This window comes from Pseudomonas sp. LBUM1644, from assembly GCF_059716195.1.
Genome location: NZ_CP166812.1, coordinates 3,893,251 through 3,907,845, shown reverse-complemented (window position 1 = coordinate 3,907,845; position 14,595 = coordinate 3,893,251). Strand labels below are relative to the sequence as shown.

The 14,595-nt window shown below is 56.2% G+C and carries 16 protein-coding genes; 10 read left to right on the top strand and 6 right to left on the bottom strand.

Features of this window, described 5'->3' with window-relative positions:
• Nucleotides 1-89: 89 nt before the first annotated feature.
• The 4 genes from ACA052_RS17665 to ACA052_RS17650 form a co-directional block, all read right to left on the bottom strand.
• On the bottom strand, nucleotides 90-710 hold the full coding sequence (locus ACA052_RS17665) for a tyrosine-type recombinase/integrase (protein ID WP_497646033.1): 621 nt from the start codon (nucleotides 708-710) through the stop codon (nucleotides 90-92).
• Between the two features lie 244 nt (nucleotides 711-954).
• A complete protein-coding gene (locus ACA052_RS17660; RefSeq protein WP_497646032.1) occupies nucleotides 955-1,227 on the bottom strand; it encodes a hypothetical protein in 273 nt (90 codons plus the stop codon).
• Nucleotides 1,228-1,444: 217 nt separating this feature from the next.
• Nucleotides 1,445-2,155 (bottom strand): hypothetical protein, encoded by a 711-nt coding sequence (locus tag ACA052_RS17655; protein ID WP_497646031.1) that lies wholly within the window; start codon nucleotides 2,153-2,155, stop codon nucleotides 1,445-1,447.
• Between the two features lie 142 nt (nucleotides 2,156-2,297).
• Entirely contained in the window at nucleotides 2,298-2,702 is a 405-nt protein-coding gene (locus ACA052_RS17650) for a DUF8617 domain-containing protein (RefSeq protein WP_497646030.1), read from the bottom strand.
• A gap of 314 nt (nucleotides 2,703-3,016) precedes the next feature.
• Here ACA052_RS17650 and ACA052_RS17645 point away from each other — a divergent pair, with 314 nt between their 5' ends.
• The 9 genes from ACA052_RS17645 (at nucleotide 3,017) to ACA052_RS17605 (ending at nucleotide 11,981) form a co-directional block, all read left to right on the top strand.
• The gene (locus ACA052_RS17645; RefSeq protein WP_497646029.1) at nucleotides 3,017-3,793 is read left to right on the top strand and encodes a transporter substrate-binding domain-containing protein; all 777 of its coding nucleotides are present in this window, start codon (nucleotides 3,017-3,019) and stop codon (nucleotides 3,791-3,793) included.
• 64 nt (nucleotides 3,794-3,857) lie between these two features.
• Entirely contained in the window at nucleotides 3,858-4,535 is a 678-nt protein-coding gene (locus ACA052_RS17640; protein WP_140669055.1) for an amino acid ABC transporter permease, read from the top strand.
• Nucleotides 4,532-5,266, top strand: coding sequence for an amino acid ABC transporter ATP-binding protein (locus tag ACA052_RS17635; protein ID WP_497646028.1), 735 nt, complete (start codon nucleotides 4,532-4,534; stop codon nucleotides 5,264-5,266). The genes ACA052_RS17640 and ACA052_RS17635 overlap by 4 nt, the downstream gene beginning before the upstream one ends.
• 20 nt (nucleotides 5,267-5,286) lie before the next feature.
• Complete coding sequence (locus ACA052_RS17630; RefSeq protein ID WP_497646026.1) at nucleotides 5,287-6,522, top strand: cysteine desulfurase-like protein; 1,236 nt, start codon at nucleotides 5,287-5,289, stop codon at nucleotides 6,520-6,522.
• Between the two features lie 36 nt (nucleotides 6,523-6,558).
• The gene (locus tag ACA052_RS17625; RefSeq protein ID WP_497646025.1) at nucleotides 6,559-7,428 is read left to right on the top strand and encodes a MurR/RpiR family transcriptional regulator; all 870 of its coding nucleotides are present in this window, start codon (nucleotides 6,559-6,561) and stop codon (nucleotides 7,426-7,428) included.
• Between the two features lie 54 nt (nucleotides 7,429-7,482).
• The gene (locus tag ACA052_RS17620; RefSeq protein WP_497646024.1) at nucleotides 7,483-8,379 is read left to right on the top strand and encodes an allantoinase PuuE; all 897 of its coding nucleotides are present in this window, start codon (nucleotides 7,483-7,485) and stop codon (nucleotides 8,377-8,379) included.
• A 178-nt stretch (nucleotides 8,380-8,557) separates the two neighbouring features.
• Nucleotides 8,558-9,691, top strand: coding sequence for a pyridoxal-phosphate-dependent aminotransferase family protein (locus tag ACA052_RS17615; RefSeq protein ID WP_497646023.1), 1,134 nt, complete (start codon nucleotides 8,558-8,560; stop codon nucleotides 9,689-9,691).
• 110 nt (nucleotides 9,692-9,801) lie between these two features.
• The gene (gene hydA, locus ACA052_RS17610) at nucleotides 9,802-11,238 is read left to right on the top strand and encodes a dihydropyrimidinase (RefSeq protein WP_497646022.1); all 1,437 of its coding nucleotides are present in this window, start codon (nucleotides 9,802-9,804) and stop codon (nucleotides 11,236-11,238) included.
• The gene (locus ACA052_RS17605) at nucleotides 11,235-11,981 is read left to right on the top strand and encodes a 2-keto-4-pentenoate hydratase (RefSeq protein ID WP_497646021.1); all 747 of its coding nucleotides are present in this window, start codon (nucleotides 11,235-11,237) and stop codon (nucleotides 11,979-11,981) included. Before hydA ends, ACA052_RS17605 begins: the two co-directional genes overlap by 4 nt.
• Nucleotides 11,982-12,117: 136 nt before the next feature.
• On the opposite strand, the gene ACA052_RS17600 is transcribed toward ACA052_RS17605, so the two are convergent.
• Both ACA052_RS17600 and ACA052_RS17595 read right to left on the bottom strand, forming a co-directional pair.
• Nucleotides 12,118-12,714, bottom strand: a complete 597-nt coding sequence (locus tag ACA052_RS17600) for an NADPH-dependent FMN reductase (protein WP_497646020.1) — start codon at nucleotides 12,712-12,714, stop codon at nucleotides 12,118-12,120.
• Nucleotides 12,711-13,565, bottom strand: coding sequence for a sterol desaturase family protein (locus ACA052_RS17595; RefSeq protein ID WP_497646019.1), 855 nt, complete (start codon nucleotides 13,563-13,565; stop codon nucleotides 12,711-12,713). The genes ACA052_RS17600 and ACA052_RS17595 overlap by 4 nt, the downstream gene beginning before the upstream one ends.
• Before the next feature lie 67 nt (nucleotides 13,566-13,632).
• Between ACA052_RS17595 and ACA052_RS17590 the strand changes: the two genes are divergently transcribed.
• Nucleotides 13,633-14,595, top strand: a complete 963-nt coding sequence (locus ACA052_RS17590) for an AraC family transcriptional regulator ligand-binding domain-containing protein (RefSeq protein WP_497646017.1) — start codon at nucleotides 13,633-13,635, stop codon at nucleotides 14,593-14,595.

The window sequence follows — 14,595 nt, the reverse complement described above, 5'->3', positions numbered from 1 at the left end:
ATTTGAATGCCCCCCGATTTTGTAGACACATTGACTGGCGGCTATGGGTTGGATCGCGACGGTCTAGCATCAACCGTCGCAACGGGGGGTTAAACTTCCGTCTGTTCCGCCATTTCCAAGGCATCATCGACCTCGATTCCCAGATATCTGACGGTGCGTTCAAGCTTCGTATGACCAAGCAGGAGTTGAACAGCTTTCAGGTTCTCCGTCCTCCGATAAATCAGCGATGCTTTGGTTCTCCGTAGCGTATGAGTACCGTACATCGTTGGGTCAAGGCCAATGGCTGTTACCCACGCTTTGACTATCCGAGCGTACTGTCTGGTGGAGAGATGGTCTGAGGCGCGCAACCGGGTCGGAAACAAGAAGTCCTCACTGCGGAGGTGAGCCTGATGCATCCAAGCCTCCAGAACCATTCGGGTTTGCTCAGTAATTTCAAATTGCACTGGGTGTTGAGTTTTCTGCTGCATCACGATGGCCCGTGACGACACGCGCTCTCCATGGGCTATGTCTCGTACTCGCAGCTTGGTTAAGTCACAAGCACGTAGCTTGCTGTCGATGGCCAAGTTGAAAAGCGCCAAATCTCGGGTCTTCTCAGCAAGCTGGAGTCTTACTCGGATTGCCCAGATATATCTGACTCGGAGCGGGGCTTTCTGCCCGACAATTTTTCCCTTGTTCCAAGGCTGATGGCTGTAAGTAGCAATAGTGTTCATGGCTTTTCCTCCACTTTCAGGGAGGACAAGGGTGGATCAGGCACAATGAGTGGTGGTCGCTATTCGACCCAAAGCTGACGTCGAGGGCCAGAATTTATTCCGTTTAGAAAACGATTTTGCACCGCGCTTCAGCGGCCTGTACTCGCAATGTCAGACCAGACTCGAAACACATGACAAGGTGATGATCTGGTTGGATGTTATCTGTGAGATAAAAGGTTTGTGTCTCGGCGTCGGACTCCACGGCTCAAATCGAATGGATAACACTACCATCTCCATCAATTGGGTGTTCATCCCTCCCACTTGCTGAGAAGTAATCGACCTCATGGAAGCTGATAGTAATCTTGCGTGCTTCTTCCATTGGCACCCAAGCTTCAGTCCGTCGAGTAAAGATAAGTACAGCCGACCTATCCACGACGTCGTAATTGATTGCGCTGGCTTGGTAGAAGTTATGCAGATCGTAGGCACGGTCGTGAATCTCGACCTCGATATGCCCGAATACGAAACCAAGGAATTGCATGGGTTAGCTCAAATGATCCACTGGTAGGCGTGTATCGTACTGCATCTTCGTAATGGCTGCTTTTGGCCGGTTGTTGCCTGTCGCGACCGGCTGAAAACGACCCATTTCAGTCATTCAGCGGCTATTTTCACAACCGCTGATAAGACCGTTTGCGAGATTGCGCCGGCGCGTCACTTCGAAAGGCCGGCCTTGCGGTAGCCATCGACGAAATGCTGCTTCATGACTCACAGGCCGCAAGATAAGCGGCCTGTGAGTCATGAAGTGCGCGCGCTATGTTGAGTGCATGTTTGATGACCCGCAGTTCCTCGCCCGTGAGTCGTTTCCTGCCAAAATCATAGAACACACCACCTGGATCGATGTGCACCGAAAAGAGCCCGATTATCTGGTCGTCAACCTCCTCGAGAATCAATTCCATATGGGCTTCGTTCGAGGTGTTCGCCATTAAATAGGTGAATCCTTCAACGATGGCGCTACCACACCAATTCACCTCATCCCACGCCAGGAAACTTCCTTGTGCGGTTCCAACCCCTTGTAAGTGCCAAGACGTTGAGTCCTCCGGAAGCGCTTGCAGTACCGGCAGAAATCGCTCGCAGGAGAGAATATCGAGTTCATACTTGCGCTTACCATAGTGAGCGCAATGCATGGCTTCTGCTGACGGCTCTGACGCCTGAGCCGCGCCGACTACGTTCGCCTTCAAGAGGTGGCTTTGCGCAATTTCTGAAGGCTGTTCACTCCAGCCATTCAAATTGGAAACGGGGGGGCACCATATAAGACGAATGGTTTCACCGGCTACTAAACAGTCGCTGTTATCAAAAAACGCGAATGTTCTTTTACCAACGGTCGGCAAAATGTCTTTGAAATGGATGATCGGAGCGCTGTAGTCAACCCCCAGATCCTGAGACCAGAACATCGGGCAGTAGGTTTTCATCTGTGAAAGCTCCGTTGTAAAGCCCTACCACTCGACTGTGGGAATCTTAGTCACCAGGTAGCACTTGTCCCTACATATGGCTGTTTCTGGCCGATTGCTGCCGATTGCAATCTCCGCTTCCGACCAATCGCGCACGCTTAATTCAGATTTTCAGATTTTCAGATTCTTCTGATGCCACTGCCAGGATCGCGCCATATGCGCCTTCCTCAGGGACATAGGAAACAAATCTTTCACTGTCATCTTTTTGCACCCAAAGGCGTCCACAGTTCTGGCACTCGTAGGCAGTCGACATTCGGCGAATGTAGAGGCTGGATATCCGGTCTTGCAGCTTGTCAGCAGCGCTGAACCAGGGTGAAAACTCGCCAAATGCATCGGCGATCGCAGCCTTGTCTCCGGACTCCGCCGCCTCTACCAGAGGTTTGAGTTCACGGTGCACATCATCCCAAAATTCATTTTCTACCTCGTCGCGAAGCAGGCTCGCCTTATAGGGCAAGCCGTCGGTCTGATCGGTAATCACATGGCCACACGTGCAACCCAGTTTACTCATTTTCGGTCCGTCAACCTGATGTTCGATCACTCATTAAATGGCGGACAACTCTTTGTTACAACTCCTAATTGATCGTCCGCTTTTGGCCGTTTTCTGCCTGCCGCGAAGTCTGCCGAGCGCGGCCACCTTGGTCGGTTCTGAACGTACCTAGCCCTTTGGACGTGACGCTTAAAGAAAACAATAGATGGTCTTGGAGCAAAAAATTCATAGATAAACGGTATTGAAACAAATAATCCGTTGGTTTACTCTCGATCCCACGTTGTACGAGATCAACCGCTGTTAGCACCTAAAACAACAAACAATCGGGAGCAAACATGAAAGCGAAAGTGATGTTGGGATTGTTCATGACGGCCGCAGTTTCACTGCCAGCCTGGGCCGCGGACTGGACCGTAGGTGCTAACGTTGGCAACGTTCCCTGGGAGTTTCAGGATTCCAAAGGTGAATTTGTCGGCTTCGAAGTCGATGTGGTGAAAGAGGTGGCCAAACGCGCCGGAAAAAGCGTCGAATTCGTCAATATTCCCTTCAACGGCCTGTTCAGCGCCGTGCAATCCAAGCGTGTTGAAATCGCTATCTCATCAATCACCATTACCCCGAAACGCCTGGAGTCGGTGGCCTTTGCGCAGCCTTACTTCGACAGCGACCAGTCGCTCACCGCACTGACCAACTCCAAGGTCAAGAGCCTGGCCGACATGAAAGACAAGGTGGTTGGCGTCGACACTGGCTCGACCGGCGACATGTGGATCGGCCAACACAAGGACGAGTACAAATTCGCCGATGTCTCGCGTTATGAAGGGCTATCGCCGGCCATGCTCGATCTGGCTTCCGGACGAATCGATGGTTACCTAAGCGACATTCCTGCGGTGCTCTATTACATCAAGGACAAACCGCAGTATTCCATCGTGGCGCGTATTCCCACCGGTGAACGCTACTCGCTGATGCACGCCAAAGGCTGGGCGATGAGCGATCAGGTCAACGACATCATCAGCAAGATGAAAGAAGACGGCACGCTCGGAAAAATCCACAAACAGTGGTTCGGCGCCGACGCCGATAAAGATTCGAGCACCATAAGAGTGACCGCTGTCCTCAAGTAAGCCCTGCCAATAATGCGTGGAAGTGGCGACACCCGTTCGCCACTTGTATTGACCGAGGTATCCCATGGATCTTTTGCAGACATTCTTCAACTGGAACGTGCTCGTCGATTCGCTTCCGCTGATGATGCGTGGTCTGGGCGTGACGATTGTGCTGGGGGTCGTGAGCATCGCCCTGGGCCTGGTGGGCGGGCTTCTGCTGGCGTTGCTGCGGTTGTACTCCTACGCACCCGTTCGAGCCCTTGCCCGTATCTACATCGATATCATGCGCTCCATTCCATTGCTGGTTTTGCTGGTACTCATCTATTACGCACTGCCTTTCGTAGGCATTCGACTGTCGTCTTTTGCGGCCGCTGCCAGTGCGCTCTCGCTTGTGTCCTGCGCCTACAGCGCGGAGATTTTTCGGTCGGGCATCGAGGCCATTCCCCGTGGCCAGTTCGAAGCATCGGCTTCTCAAGGCATGAGCTTTTTCAACACCATGCGCGACGTTGTTTTACCGCAAGCCATCCGCATCGTCATGCCGCCCATGACCAGCAATTGCATCAACGTGATGAAAGACACCGCGCTTGCCTCGGTGGTAGCGATGCCTGACTTGCTGAAGCAGGCAACCCAGGCGCAGGCACTGGCTGCCAACCCGACACCGCTGGTAGGGGCGGCCTTGCTGTACCTGTTGCTGCTGTTGCCGCTGGTGCAAATGGTCAGTTGGGTTGAGCGTCGTAATGCCTCTGGAGGAAAAACCGCATGAGCACTTTGATCGACATCGAAAAGCTCGACAAGTACTACGGCAACTTCAAAGCGTTGAGCGATATCAACCTGCAGGTTGAAGAGGGTGAAGTGGTGGTCATTCTCGGCCCGTCCGGTTCGGGAAAATCGACCTTGATCCGCTGCATCAATCTGCTTGAAAACTACCAGCAAGGCCATATCCGCGTGGCGGGTGAGCGGGTTGAAAACGGCCCGCGACTGGCCGCCATCCGCAGTGAAGTAGGCATGGTGTTTCAGAGTTTCAACCTCTATCCGCACCTCACTGTTCTCGACAATGTGTCGCTGGCGCCGATCCGTGTTCGCGGTCTGAGCCGGCGTGACGCGCATGCGCGGGCCAAGGAATTATTGGTCAAGGTCGGCATGGGCGATCACGCGCACAAATACCCGAGCCAATTGTCGGGTGGCCAACAGCAGCGTGTTGCCATTGCCCGCACCATGGCGATGGAACCTCGCGCGATTCTGTTCGATGAACCGACTTCGGCGCTGGACCCGGAAATGGTTGGCGAGGTACTCGATGTCATGCAAAACCTCGCTCGCTCGGGCGTCACGATGGTCGTGGTCACTCATGAAATGGGCTTTGCCCGTCGGGTCGCCGACCGGGTGATCTTCATGGAAAGTGGACGCATTGTTGAGCAGAACATCCCTGAACCCTTTTTTACCGCACCTCAAGAACCTCGCACACGAGCGTTCCTGCAGGCCATCTTGCATCATTGAATCCGGCTGGAGAAAGTAGAGTGAATCCTCTCGATATTGATTACGTTCGCAAGCAATTTCCAGGTCTGGCCGATGGCTATGCCTACATGGATAACGCCGGTGGTTCGATGGTGCTGGGCGCCGTCGCTGAGCGGGTTGTTGATTACATGCTCAACAGCAGCGTGCAACTGGGCGCTTCCTACCAACCTTCCGTCGACGCTGGGGCGCGAGTGATGCAGGCGCGGCACTCGGTGATGCAATTGATCAACGCCGAACATCCTGAAGAAGTGATCATGGGTGGCTCGACCACCCACTTGTTGCAAACACTGTGTCGTGCCATCGCCCCGTCAATCGTTCCGGGCGATGAAATCATCGTCACCAATTGCGATCACGAGGCGAACATCGGCCCATGGGTCAAGCTGTGCGAAAGCCGCGGTGCGACCCTGCGCGTTTGGCAGGTTAACCAGAACAGTTGTGAGCTGGAGTTGGATGACCTGCAGGTCTTGCTCAATGACAAAACCCGTTATGTGGCGATGACCCACACCTCGAACATTCTCGGCTCGGTCAATCCAGTGGAGGAGGTTGCGCGGCGTGTGCATGCGGTGGGCGCCAAGCTGTGCGTGGACGCCGTCGCTTATGCGCCACACCGGCTGGTAGATGTGCAGGCCAGCGGTGCGGATTTCTACGTCTACAGCTTCTATAAAACCTTCGGCCCGCACTTTGCAGTGCTGTGGGGACGTCGCTATCTGTTGCTGGAGTTGCCAAGCCTGAACCACTTCTTTATCGGCCAGGAGGTGGTGCCTTACAAACTGCAGCCGGGCAACGTCAACTACGAGTTGTCCTTCGGTTGCATTGGCATTACCGACTACCTGCTCGACATCAGTACCCGTCTTGGCGCGCAAGGCAGCGAGCGCAAGTGCATGCAGGCAGCGTTCGATGCCTTCGAGGTGCAGGAAGATTTGCTCGCCGAGCGCCTGCTGGCATTTTTGCGCCAGCGCGAGGGCGTTCGGATCATTGGCAAAGCGCATACGCGCAATCGAGTGCCAACGATCAGTTTCGTGGTTGAGGGCGTTCAGTCCGAGGCAGTTGTGCGCAGGGTCGATGAGCACCGGATCGGCATTCGCTTTGGTGACTTCTATGCGCGGCGACTTATCGAAGCCCTTGGGCTTGATCAGTTTGGCGGGGTAGTGCGGGTGTCGTTGGCGCATTACAACACGCTGGAAGAAGTCGACCGCCTCATCACTGCGCTAGATCAGGCAATCAATGCGTTGCGCTGACAGGCGCGCACACTTCTAATTTTACGAGCCTTCCCTATGGCCTTACCTGAAACCCTTGCAGAGCTGCGTGACTGTATCGCGGCCCAGCACGAACAACTGACCGGTCGCCTGCGCGATGCGGCCCGATTCCTGATCGACAACCCGCATGAGATCGCACTCAACACGGTGGCCGAACTGGGTAAGCGCTCAAACATCGCACCTGCCGCTTACATTCGGCTGGCTCAGGCCCTTGGTTTTTCGGGTTTCAAGGATTTGCAGCGGTTGTTCCGTGCACCGCTGCAACAGGCTGCCGACACCCACAGCGAGCGTATTCGCCATTACGGCGGTGAGACGTTGCTAGAGGACCCGAGTGACGTCGGCGGGATTCTGCGTGAGTTCAGCCAAGCCAATATCGTTTCTCTGGAACACCTCGCCGAAGGTGGCGAACAGGCCAATATCGAAGCGGCCATCGCCCATCTGCAGGTCGCGCGCACCACCTTCGTGATCGGCATGCGCCGTGCCTTTCCGGTGGCGGCATACCTGAGCTACGCCTTGAGTCGTGTGGGCCGGCGAACCGTGCACATCAGCGGTGCTGGCGGCACGTTGCCGGAGCAGATCAGCGCCATTGCCGATGATGATTTGTTGATCGCCGTAAGTTTCCCGCCTTACGCCAAAGACACCGTCGAGGCTTGTCGTCAGGCGACTGACGCGGGCGTGACGCTGGTGGCGATCACCGACAGCGTCCTGAGCCCTATCGGGCAGATGGCTGACACTGTGATTGAGGTCAATGACGCCGAATTACTGGGATTTCGCTCGCTCACCGCTTCGTTCTGTATCGCGCAAACCCTGGCCATGGGGCTGGCCTTCAGCGAAGGCCTATCGGACGGCACCTTTAGCCATGACCGGCTGAAAGATATCGACTGCTAAGTCGCGACTTTCGCCACGTACTTATTTAACCAGTCACTTCAGGAGAATATCCCGATGGTTTCACCTGCACGCGATTTAGTGGGTTACGGTAAACAACGCCCACAAGGCACCTGGCCCAATGGCGCACGTTTGGCCATCAGCCTGGTGATCAACTACGAAGAAGGCTCCGAACGCTCGCTCGCCATGGGCGACCCGGACCAGGAATCCATGACCGAATGGGGCAGCTATTCAATACCCGACGGCACACGCAATCTGGCGATGGAATCGATGTATGAATACGGTTCTCGCGTCGGGATCTGGCGAATCCTGGACATTCTCGACCAGCAATCGGTTCGCGCGACGTTTCATGCATGCGCAGTGGCCTTTGAGCAAAACCCCGATGTTGCACGCGCTGCCGTCGCAGGCGGTCATGAAATTTGCAGCCACGGTTATCGCTGGGAGGAAGTGTTTCGCCTGACTGAAGAACAGGAGCGTGAACACATGCGCCTGGCGATCGAGTCCTTCGAACGTACCTGTGGCAAGCGTCCCGTTGGCTGGTATTGCCGGTATGGCGCCAGCGTCAATACCCGTCGCCTGGTCGCTGAGGAGGGCGGTTTTCTCTACGATTCAGATGCCTACAACGACGATGTTCCCTACTTTGTCGAAGTCGAGGGCAAGCGTCACCTCGTGGTGCCTTACACCGCCGACGTGAACGATTTCCGCTACTGGAATTCTCCGGGGCTTTCGCAGGCATCTGACTTTTTCGAGTACATGAAAGAAAGCTTTGAGGTCCTTTATGAGGAGTCGGCTGAAGGGCCTCGCATGATGTCGATCGGGCTGCATCCTCGCATGGTGGGCCGTCCAGGGCGGGTCAGGGCAATCAAGCAATTCATCGAGTATGCCAAGCAACACGGCGGTGTCTGGTTTGCTACGCGCGAAGAAATCGCCCGTGCCTGGCTTGAGCGAAGTTGATTGCGTGGCAATCACTGCGGATAAAAATTGATACGCGCTATTCCCCACTGTGGTGAAAGAGTTCAGGGGGAACAGCCAGCCGCTCGACAGAAGTCGCTCAATCCCGAGCAATCTTGTCATTTGCCAAGGCTTAGGGCAGGGTCGATACCACTGACATCTCTGCCAAAGGAGTCACCCCATGTCAAAGCTATATCCCAGTATCGATCCTGAGGGACTGGTCGAGTACTCAGTGGTCTACACCGACCGCTCGCTCAACCACATGTCGCAGTCATTTCAAGGCGTGATGAAGAACATTTCCAGGACCCTGAAACAGGTCTACAACGCCCAGGCTGTTGCGGTGGTCCCGGGCAGCGGCACATTCGGCATGGAAGCGGTGGCGCGACAGTTTGCCACCGACCAGCAATGCCTGGTGATACGCAACGGCTGGTTCAGTTATCGCTGGAGCCAGATCCTTGAGATGGGCAACATCCCGGCGGCCACTACGGTGCTGAAAGCCCGACCGGTCGACACGGGTCGCCAGGCTGCCTATGCCCCACCCCCTCTGGACGAAGTGCTGGCAGCCATTCAGGCACAGAAGCCGCAGATTGTCTTCGCCCCCCACGTTGAAACCTCATCAGGGATTATCCTGCCCGACGAGTACCTGCGGGCCGTCGGCGACGCCGTGCATGCGGTGGGTGGCCTGTTCGTGCTGGACTGCATCGCCTCAGGCACGCTTTGGGTTGATATGCACAAATGCGCAGTCGACCTGCTGATCAGCGCACCGCAGAAAGGCTGGAGCGCCTCCCCTTGCTGCGCCCTGGTGATGCTCAGTTCTTTGGCCCTCGAGCGCATCGAGCAGACGCATAGCAGCAGCTTCGCCTGCGACCTGAAAAAGTGGCTTCAAATCATGCAGGCCTACGAACAGGGTGGACATGCCTACCATGCGACCATGCCCAGCGATTCCCTCGCGCGATTTAACGACGTGATGAAAGAGACGCAAGCCTACGGTTTCGACAAGGTCCGCGGCGAACAACAGGCTTTGGGCGATCGGGTGCGCGCAATGTTGACCGGCAAAGGCATCAAAAGCGTGGCCGCACCCGGCTTTCAGGCTCCTGGCGTAGTGGTGAGCTACACCGATGATGCCGACATCAAGAGCGGCAGGAAATTTGCCAACCACGGCTTACAGATTGCCGCCGGAGTGCCGTTGCAATGCGACGAGCCGGCCGACTTCCAGACCTTCCGCATTGGTCTGTTCGGACTCGAAAAGCTGCACAATATCGAGCGCACGGTCAGCACCCTCGAGCAGGCACTGGACGAGGTGATGGTTAACTAAGCCGGTATTCGACACCGTTACCACAGTGGTCTGGGACATGTTGAAAGCCACGGGCGTAGACATGCGCCGCCTGACCGGCTGGGGCCGGTTACTTCTGGAAGAGGCCTGATATGCAACCTTTTGATACGGTGATACGCAACGCCCGCGTGGTTACCGCCGCGGACACGTTCACCAGCGATATCGGTATTCGTGATGGGCGCATCGTCTCCCTTGGCCTGGACCTGCCGCAGGGTCACCAGGAAATCGACGCGGCAGGCCGGCATGTCACCCCCGGTGGCATCGACAGCCACGTGCACCTCGACCAGCCGACTGGCGACGGCTCGGTGATGGCCGATGACTTCTTCAGCGGCACGGTCTCGGCGGCCTGCGGCGGCACCACCACCGTCATCCCGTTCGCCTGCCAGCAGAAGGGCGAAAGCCTGCGCTCTGCCGTCGATGACTACCATCGTCGGGCGGGTAACAAGCCGGTGATCGATTATGCCTTCCACCTGATCGTCACCGACCCCACCCCGCAGGTGCTGCTTGAAGAACTGCCGGCCTTGATTGCTGAAGGCTATACATCGTTCAAGATCTACATGACCTACGATGCGCTGAAGCTGGGCGACCGGGAGATTCTCGAGACGTTGTCGGTCGCGCGCCGTGAGGGCGCCATGGTGATGCTCCACGCCGAGAACAGCGATTGCATCGCCTGGCTTACCGAGCGACTACTGGCGGCCGGGCTGACTGCGCCGCGCTACCACACCGCGTCGCGGCCGATGCTGGTGGAGCGCGAAGCGACGCATCGTGCCATCGCCCTTGCCGAGCTGGTGGACGTGCCGATCCTGATCGTGCACGTGTCGGGTCGCGAGGCCGTGGAGCAGATTCGCTGGGCCCAGAGCCAGGGGTTGAAGGTGTACGCCGAAACCTGCCCGCAATACCTGTTCCTGACCGCCGACTCGCTGGGGTGTGACGACAGCTTCGAAGGTGCCAAGTGCATCTGCAGCCCGCCACCGCGCGATGCCGCAAACCAGCAGGTGATCTGGGATGGCCTGGAGAACGGCTCGTTCGAGATTTTCTCGTCAGACCACGCCCCCTTTCGCTTCGATGGCCCGAATGGCAAGAAGGCCCACGGTGAAGAGGTGTCGTTCGACCAGATCGCCAACGGCATTCCCGGTGTTGAAACCCGCATGGCACTGCTCTGGTCCGAAGGTGTGCGCAGTGGGCGCATCACCCCGCAAAGCTTTGTTGCGCTGACCTCCACTAATGCCGCCAAGATGTATGGGCTGTATCCGCGCAAGGGCAGCATCGCTATTGGTGCTGATGCCGACCTGGTGATCTGGAACGAAGGTGAGTCAGTGCACCTGTGCAACGAAATGCTGCACCACAACGTCGATTACACGCCTTACGCCGGCATGACGCTGAGCGCCTGGCCGGCCATGACCCTGTCTCGTGGTGAGGTGGTATGGGACGGCGAGCCGCGCGGTGAGGCTGGTCGCGGCCGGTTTCTGCCGTGCGAGCGCCCGGCGCCCGCGCAACTGCGTCGACGTAAGACTGAGTTGGCATTGTGAGTGCGGTCGCGCAGGTGGCCGCCATCCTGATTCGTGGTTGGCGTGAGGGGCGCCAACAACCGTTGCCAACCCTGGAACTGGCTAGCGAAGCCGAAGCCTATGCCGTACAGCATCAGGTAGCGGACGCCCTCGGCTGGTTTGCCTCCGGGCCGCCAGCGGCCTGGAAACTGGGCGGCGCTCCGGGAGGGCTGATCAGCGCCGCCGGGGTACCGGCAATGGCGGTGCACCCGTCGGGTTGGCAGGTTCCGGCGGGCGATGCCTTCGGTTTCGGGATCGAGGGAGAACTGATCGTGCGCCTGTCGCGCGACCTCGACCAGCACACTGATCTGGCCATGGCTCGTGCGGCGGTCGATGTGTGGATGCCGGGCATCGAACTGTGTGGCACGCGCTGGCTGCAGGGCGATCAGGCCGCGCCACTGCTTCGGCTGGCCGACCAGCAACTCAACCGCGCGCTGGTACTCGGAGCACCGCAAACGCTGGGGGAAATGCCGGATTGGTCAAGACAACAGGTGGCGTTGCGGGTGGCCGGGGAGCCTGAGTTCGTCGGCGTTGGCAGCCATCCATTCGGTGAGCCGCTGAGTTCGCTGCCGTGGCTGGCGCGTCACGCTGCAGCACTGGGCAGCCCCTTGCGAGCCGGTGATCTGGTGGCTTGCGGTAGCTGGACCGGTATCTACTGGGCGTCGGTCGGGGTGCAAGTGGAAGTTGAGTTTGCCGGGATAGGACGGGTTGCCTTGTCGACTTGAGGCGTTTCAAAGGCTTGCTGATTTTCAGTATACGGAGCCAGCCGGCGCATTGCTCAACCGGCATCAGTTACGGCCTTCTCGGTGCGCTTGAGCTGATCGGCTGCGGATTGTATTTTTGGTGAAAGGTTTTTATGGGTTACATACCGGTGGAGAAGTCTGGTGGGTACATGTCGATATCGTTTCGCACTGTTTGCAACGCTTTATCGTAACAACAAAGCATATGTAAAGCCCAGTCGGCACGCGCCCGAAGGCGAATGTCATTTTCGTCTTTAGGTTCTCCATTGTTCAGCATATTTTCAACTTGCCTGACGATTAGATGCTCCGGAAGGTAGGCGATCCGGCAGTTTTTATAACTGGACCCACGTAACTCAGCGATAGGATAGGCGCCCCCTAAACCGGCCGAAACCCCTACCAATAGCGCTGGTTTATGTCCCAATTCGGCGAGACCAGCATAAAGGAAGAAATTTTTTAAGGCTGGGCAAGCCATGCCGTTCCACTCTGGGCTGATAACGACCAACGCTGTTGCTTTTTTAAGGATTGACTGCTGTTTTTCCCAGACGTTGTCAGTATCTTTTTCCGGCCAAAGTGGTAGTTGGCTTGATGCTAAGTCTATAAGGTTGATTGACTCGCATAGTTCAAATTTTTCTAATCGGTCTCGCAGATAATTGGCGACCTTCAGTGATTGGCTATGTGATCTATTTGATCCAGACAGTAGAACGATATGGCTACTCATCGTGCTACCTTCTTTTCAGCATTCACAGTCGGCGCCACGCGACGGGATCGAACAACTGGCCAGAATAATTCCTCTTTCCAACTGATCGGCGACAAGTGCTCGATACCGTAAGCCGGTGGACGACGGCGCGTAATCTTTGCCGTCCCGAACAGTACATCCCAAAGAAACAACAGGTTGCCAAAATTGCCTTTGTAATGCGTGACGCCATCCTCAGCAGTCAAACCGTGATGTGCAGAATGAGTGGATGGCGTAGAGAAGGTGCGCTCCAATATCCAGACAAGAGGGCGCAAAGCAGGGATGCGGTAAAGTTTATCGTCCCAGGCGACACTGCTGTGCGCCGCAAAAATCACGGTCATTTTCAAGATCAAATAAACGTAATAAATCGGTGCGAGACCAAGATAAATTAGAACACCGGACAGCCAGATGCCCGGCATCAACAGGTAGTAAAAACTGTTATTGCGATAGACGATGCGAATACTCATGTAAGGAGCTGAGTGGTGAGCGCGATGCAGGGCATATAGCGCGGGGAGGCGGTGAGTCAGGCGGTGCCACCAATACTGGGTCATGTCATCCAGCAGTAAAAACAACACAAATCCGGCAATCCATGGGATCTCGGCCAACGCGTCTTTCTTATCTGGTAGAAGCTGATTTAAGATCATACCGCTTAGCCACATCACCAAAGGAAACGTGATGGCTACCAATATGCTAGACCCGAAGACCTCAATCAGCACGTCTCGTTTGCTGCTTGACGACTGGCGAAACGATGAGCAGGCAAGCTCTATTAAAACGAAGGCTAGGAAAATTCCGGCCACGATAAAGGCTGGGTTGTTGGCGAGCATTGTTGTATTCATGGCTCTCTCGATTTAGGCCCCTGCGGGCTAGGCCAAATAATTAGAAACCAGGAGCTCGGCGCCCCCAATGCGTGAATCGGACAGAGTTGAGCTAGAACCGGCCAATCGCTCGAACCAGCGTTTTCATCGCGGCAAGCTCGGTCAGGTGTTGGAGCGTTTTCTCGACAGCCAAGCCCAGCATAAAAGTGCAGATTACAGCCTGGTGGAGTTGGATCAGCTATGGCGTGAGGCAGCGCGTATTGACCCCGCCATTGGCTTGAAACTGTTCACACTGTTCACACCTCAGGACTGGCACGTACTAGCTTATCTGTGCCTGTACAGTCCGGACGTTGCCTCTGCACTGCAGTACTGGGCCCGTTATGCACCGCTGGCATCGGACGCGGACAGTGTCAGGTTGGTGAATGACGAAAATGGCTTTGGGGTAGAGCTGGGCGTCGATGCACCGGGTGAGCTGAGGCGCTATGTCACCGAGCACTACGGCGTCATGTTTATTACCCAACTGCAGCGCGGAACTGGCCAGGAAGTTTGTCCAGTGCTGGCAAAATTTACCCATTCACGTCCGTCGTATCACAAGCAATACGCGCAATCGTTTGGAGAGCGTATTGAGTTTGACTGCCCGACTAGCTGCTTTTACTTTGATTCTCGTAGCCTGGGTCTTCCGATGCTCACTCGACATAACGGTATGCTGGAGCTGCTGACTCAGGAACTGGACCGCCGGATTTCGGTATATCGAAATTTCAGCGGCTGGGCCGCCAAGGTGGCGGCAGGGGCGCGACGGGCATTATCGCGAGGTGAGCCCCCGAATCTGGAAAACCTGGCAGAGACTCTTCACCAGACACCGCGCACTTTACGTAGACGCCTGGAAGAGCAAGGCACGACATTCCGGCATTTGCTTGATCAGGTCCGCGCAGAACTGGAACTGCATCTTGAATTGCAGGGAGAGTCTCGAGCAGATATTGCTGAGCAGTTGGGCTATAGCGATTTGGCTGCCTATCTCCACGCCCGTAATAGATGGCGCGTAAAAGTGTAA

Coding starts and splice junctions, on each gene's coding strand:
- ACA052_RS17590 (WP_497646017.1), top strand. CDS start 13,633: ATGCGTGAATCGGACAGAGTTGAGCTAGAACCGGCCAATCGCTCGAAC.
- ACA052_RS17660 (WP_497646032.1), bottom strand. CDS start 1,227: ATGCAATTCCTTGGTTTCGTATTCGGGCATATCGAGGTCGAGATTCAC.
- ACA052_RS17600 (WP_497646020.1), bottom strand. CDS start 12,714: ATGAGTAGCCATATCGTTCTACTGTCTGGATCAAATAGATCACATAGC.
- ACA052_RS17615 (WP_497646023.1), top strand. CDS start 8,558: ATGTCAAAGCTATATCCCAGTATCGATCCTGAGGGACTGGTCGAGTAC.
- ACA052_RS17655 (WP_497646031.1), bottom strand. CDS start 2,155: ATGAAAACCTACTGCCCGATGTTCTGGTCTCAGGATCTGGGGGTTGAC.
- ACA052_RS17640 (WP_140669055.1), top strand. CDS start 3,858: ATGGATCTTTTGCAGACATTCTTCAACTGGAACGTGCTCGTCGATTCG.
- ACA052_RS17595 (WP_497646019.1), bottom strand. CDS start 13,565: ATGAATACAACAATGCTCGCCAACAACCCAGCCTTTATCGTGGCCGGA.
- ACA052_RS17620 (WP_497646024.1), top strand. CDS start 7,483: ATGGTTTCACCTGCACGCGATTTAGTGGGTTACGGTAAACAACGCCCA.
- ACA052_RS17645 (WP_497646029.1), top strand. CDS start 3,017: ATGAAAGCGAAAGTGATGTTGGGATTGTTCATGACGGCCGCAGTTTCA.
- ACA052_RS17650 (WP_497646030.1), bottom strand. CDS start 2,702: ATGAGTAAACTGGGTTGCACGTGTGGCCATGTGATTACCGATCAGACC.
- ACA052_RS17635 (WP_497646028.1), top strand. CDS start 4,532: ATGAGCACTTTGATCGACATCGAAAAGCTCGACAAGTACTACGGCAAC.
- hydA (WP_497646022.1), top strand. CDS start 9,802: ATGCAACCTTTTGATACGGTGATACGCAACGCCCGCGTGGTTACCGCC.
- ACA052_RS17625 (WP_497646025.1), top strand. CDS start 6,559: ATGGCCTTACCTGAAACCCTTGCAGAGCTGCGTGACTGTATCGCGGCC.
- ACA052_RS17665 (WP_497646033.1), bottom strand. CDS start 710: ATGAACACTATTGCTACTTACAGCCATCAGCCTTGGAACAAGGGAAAA.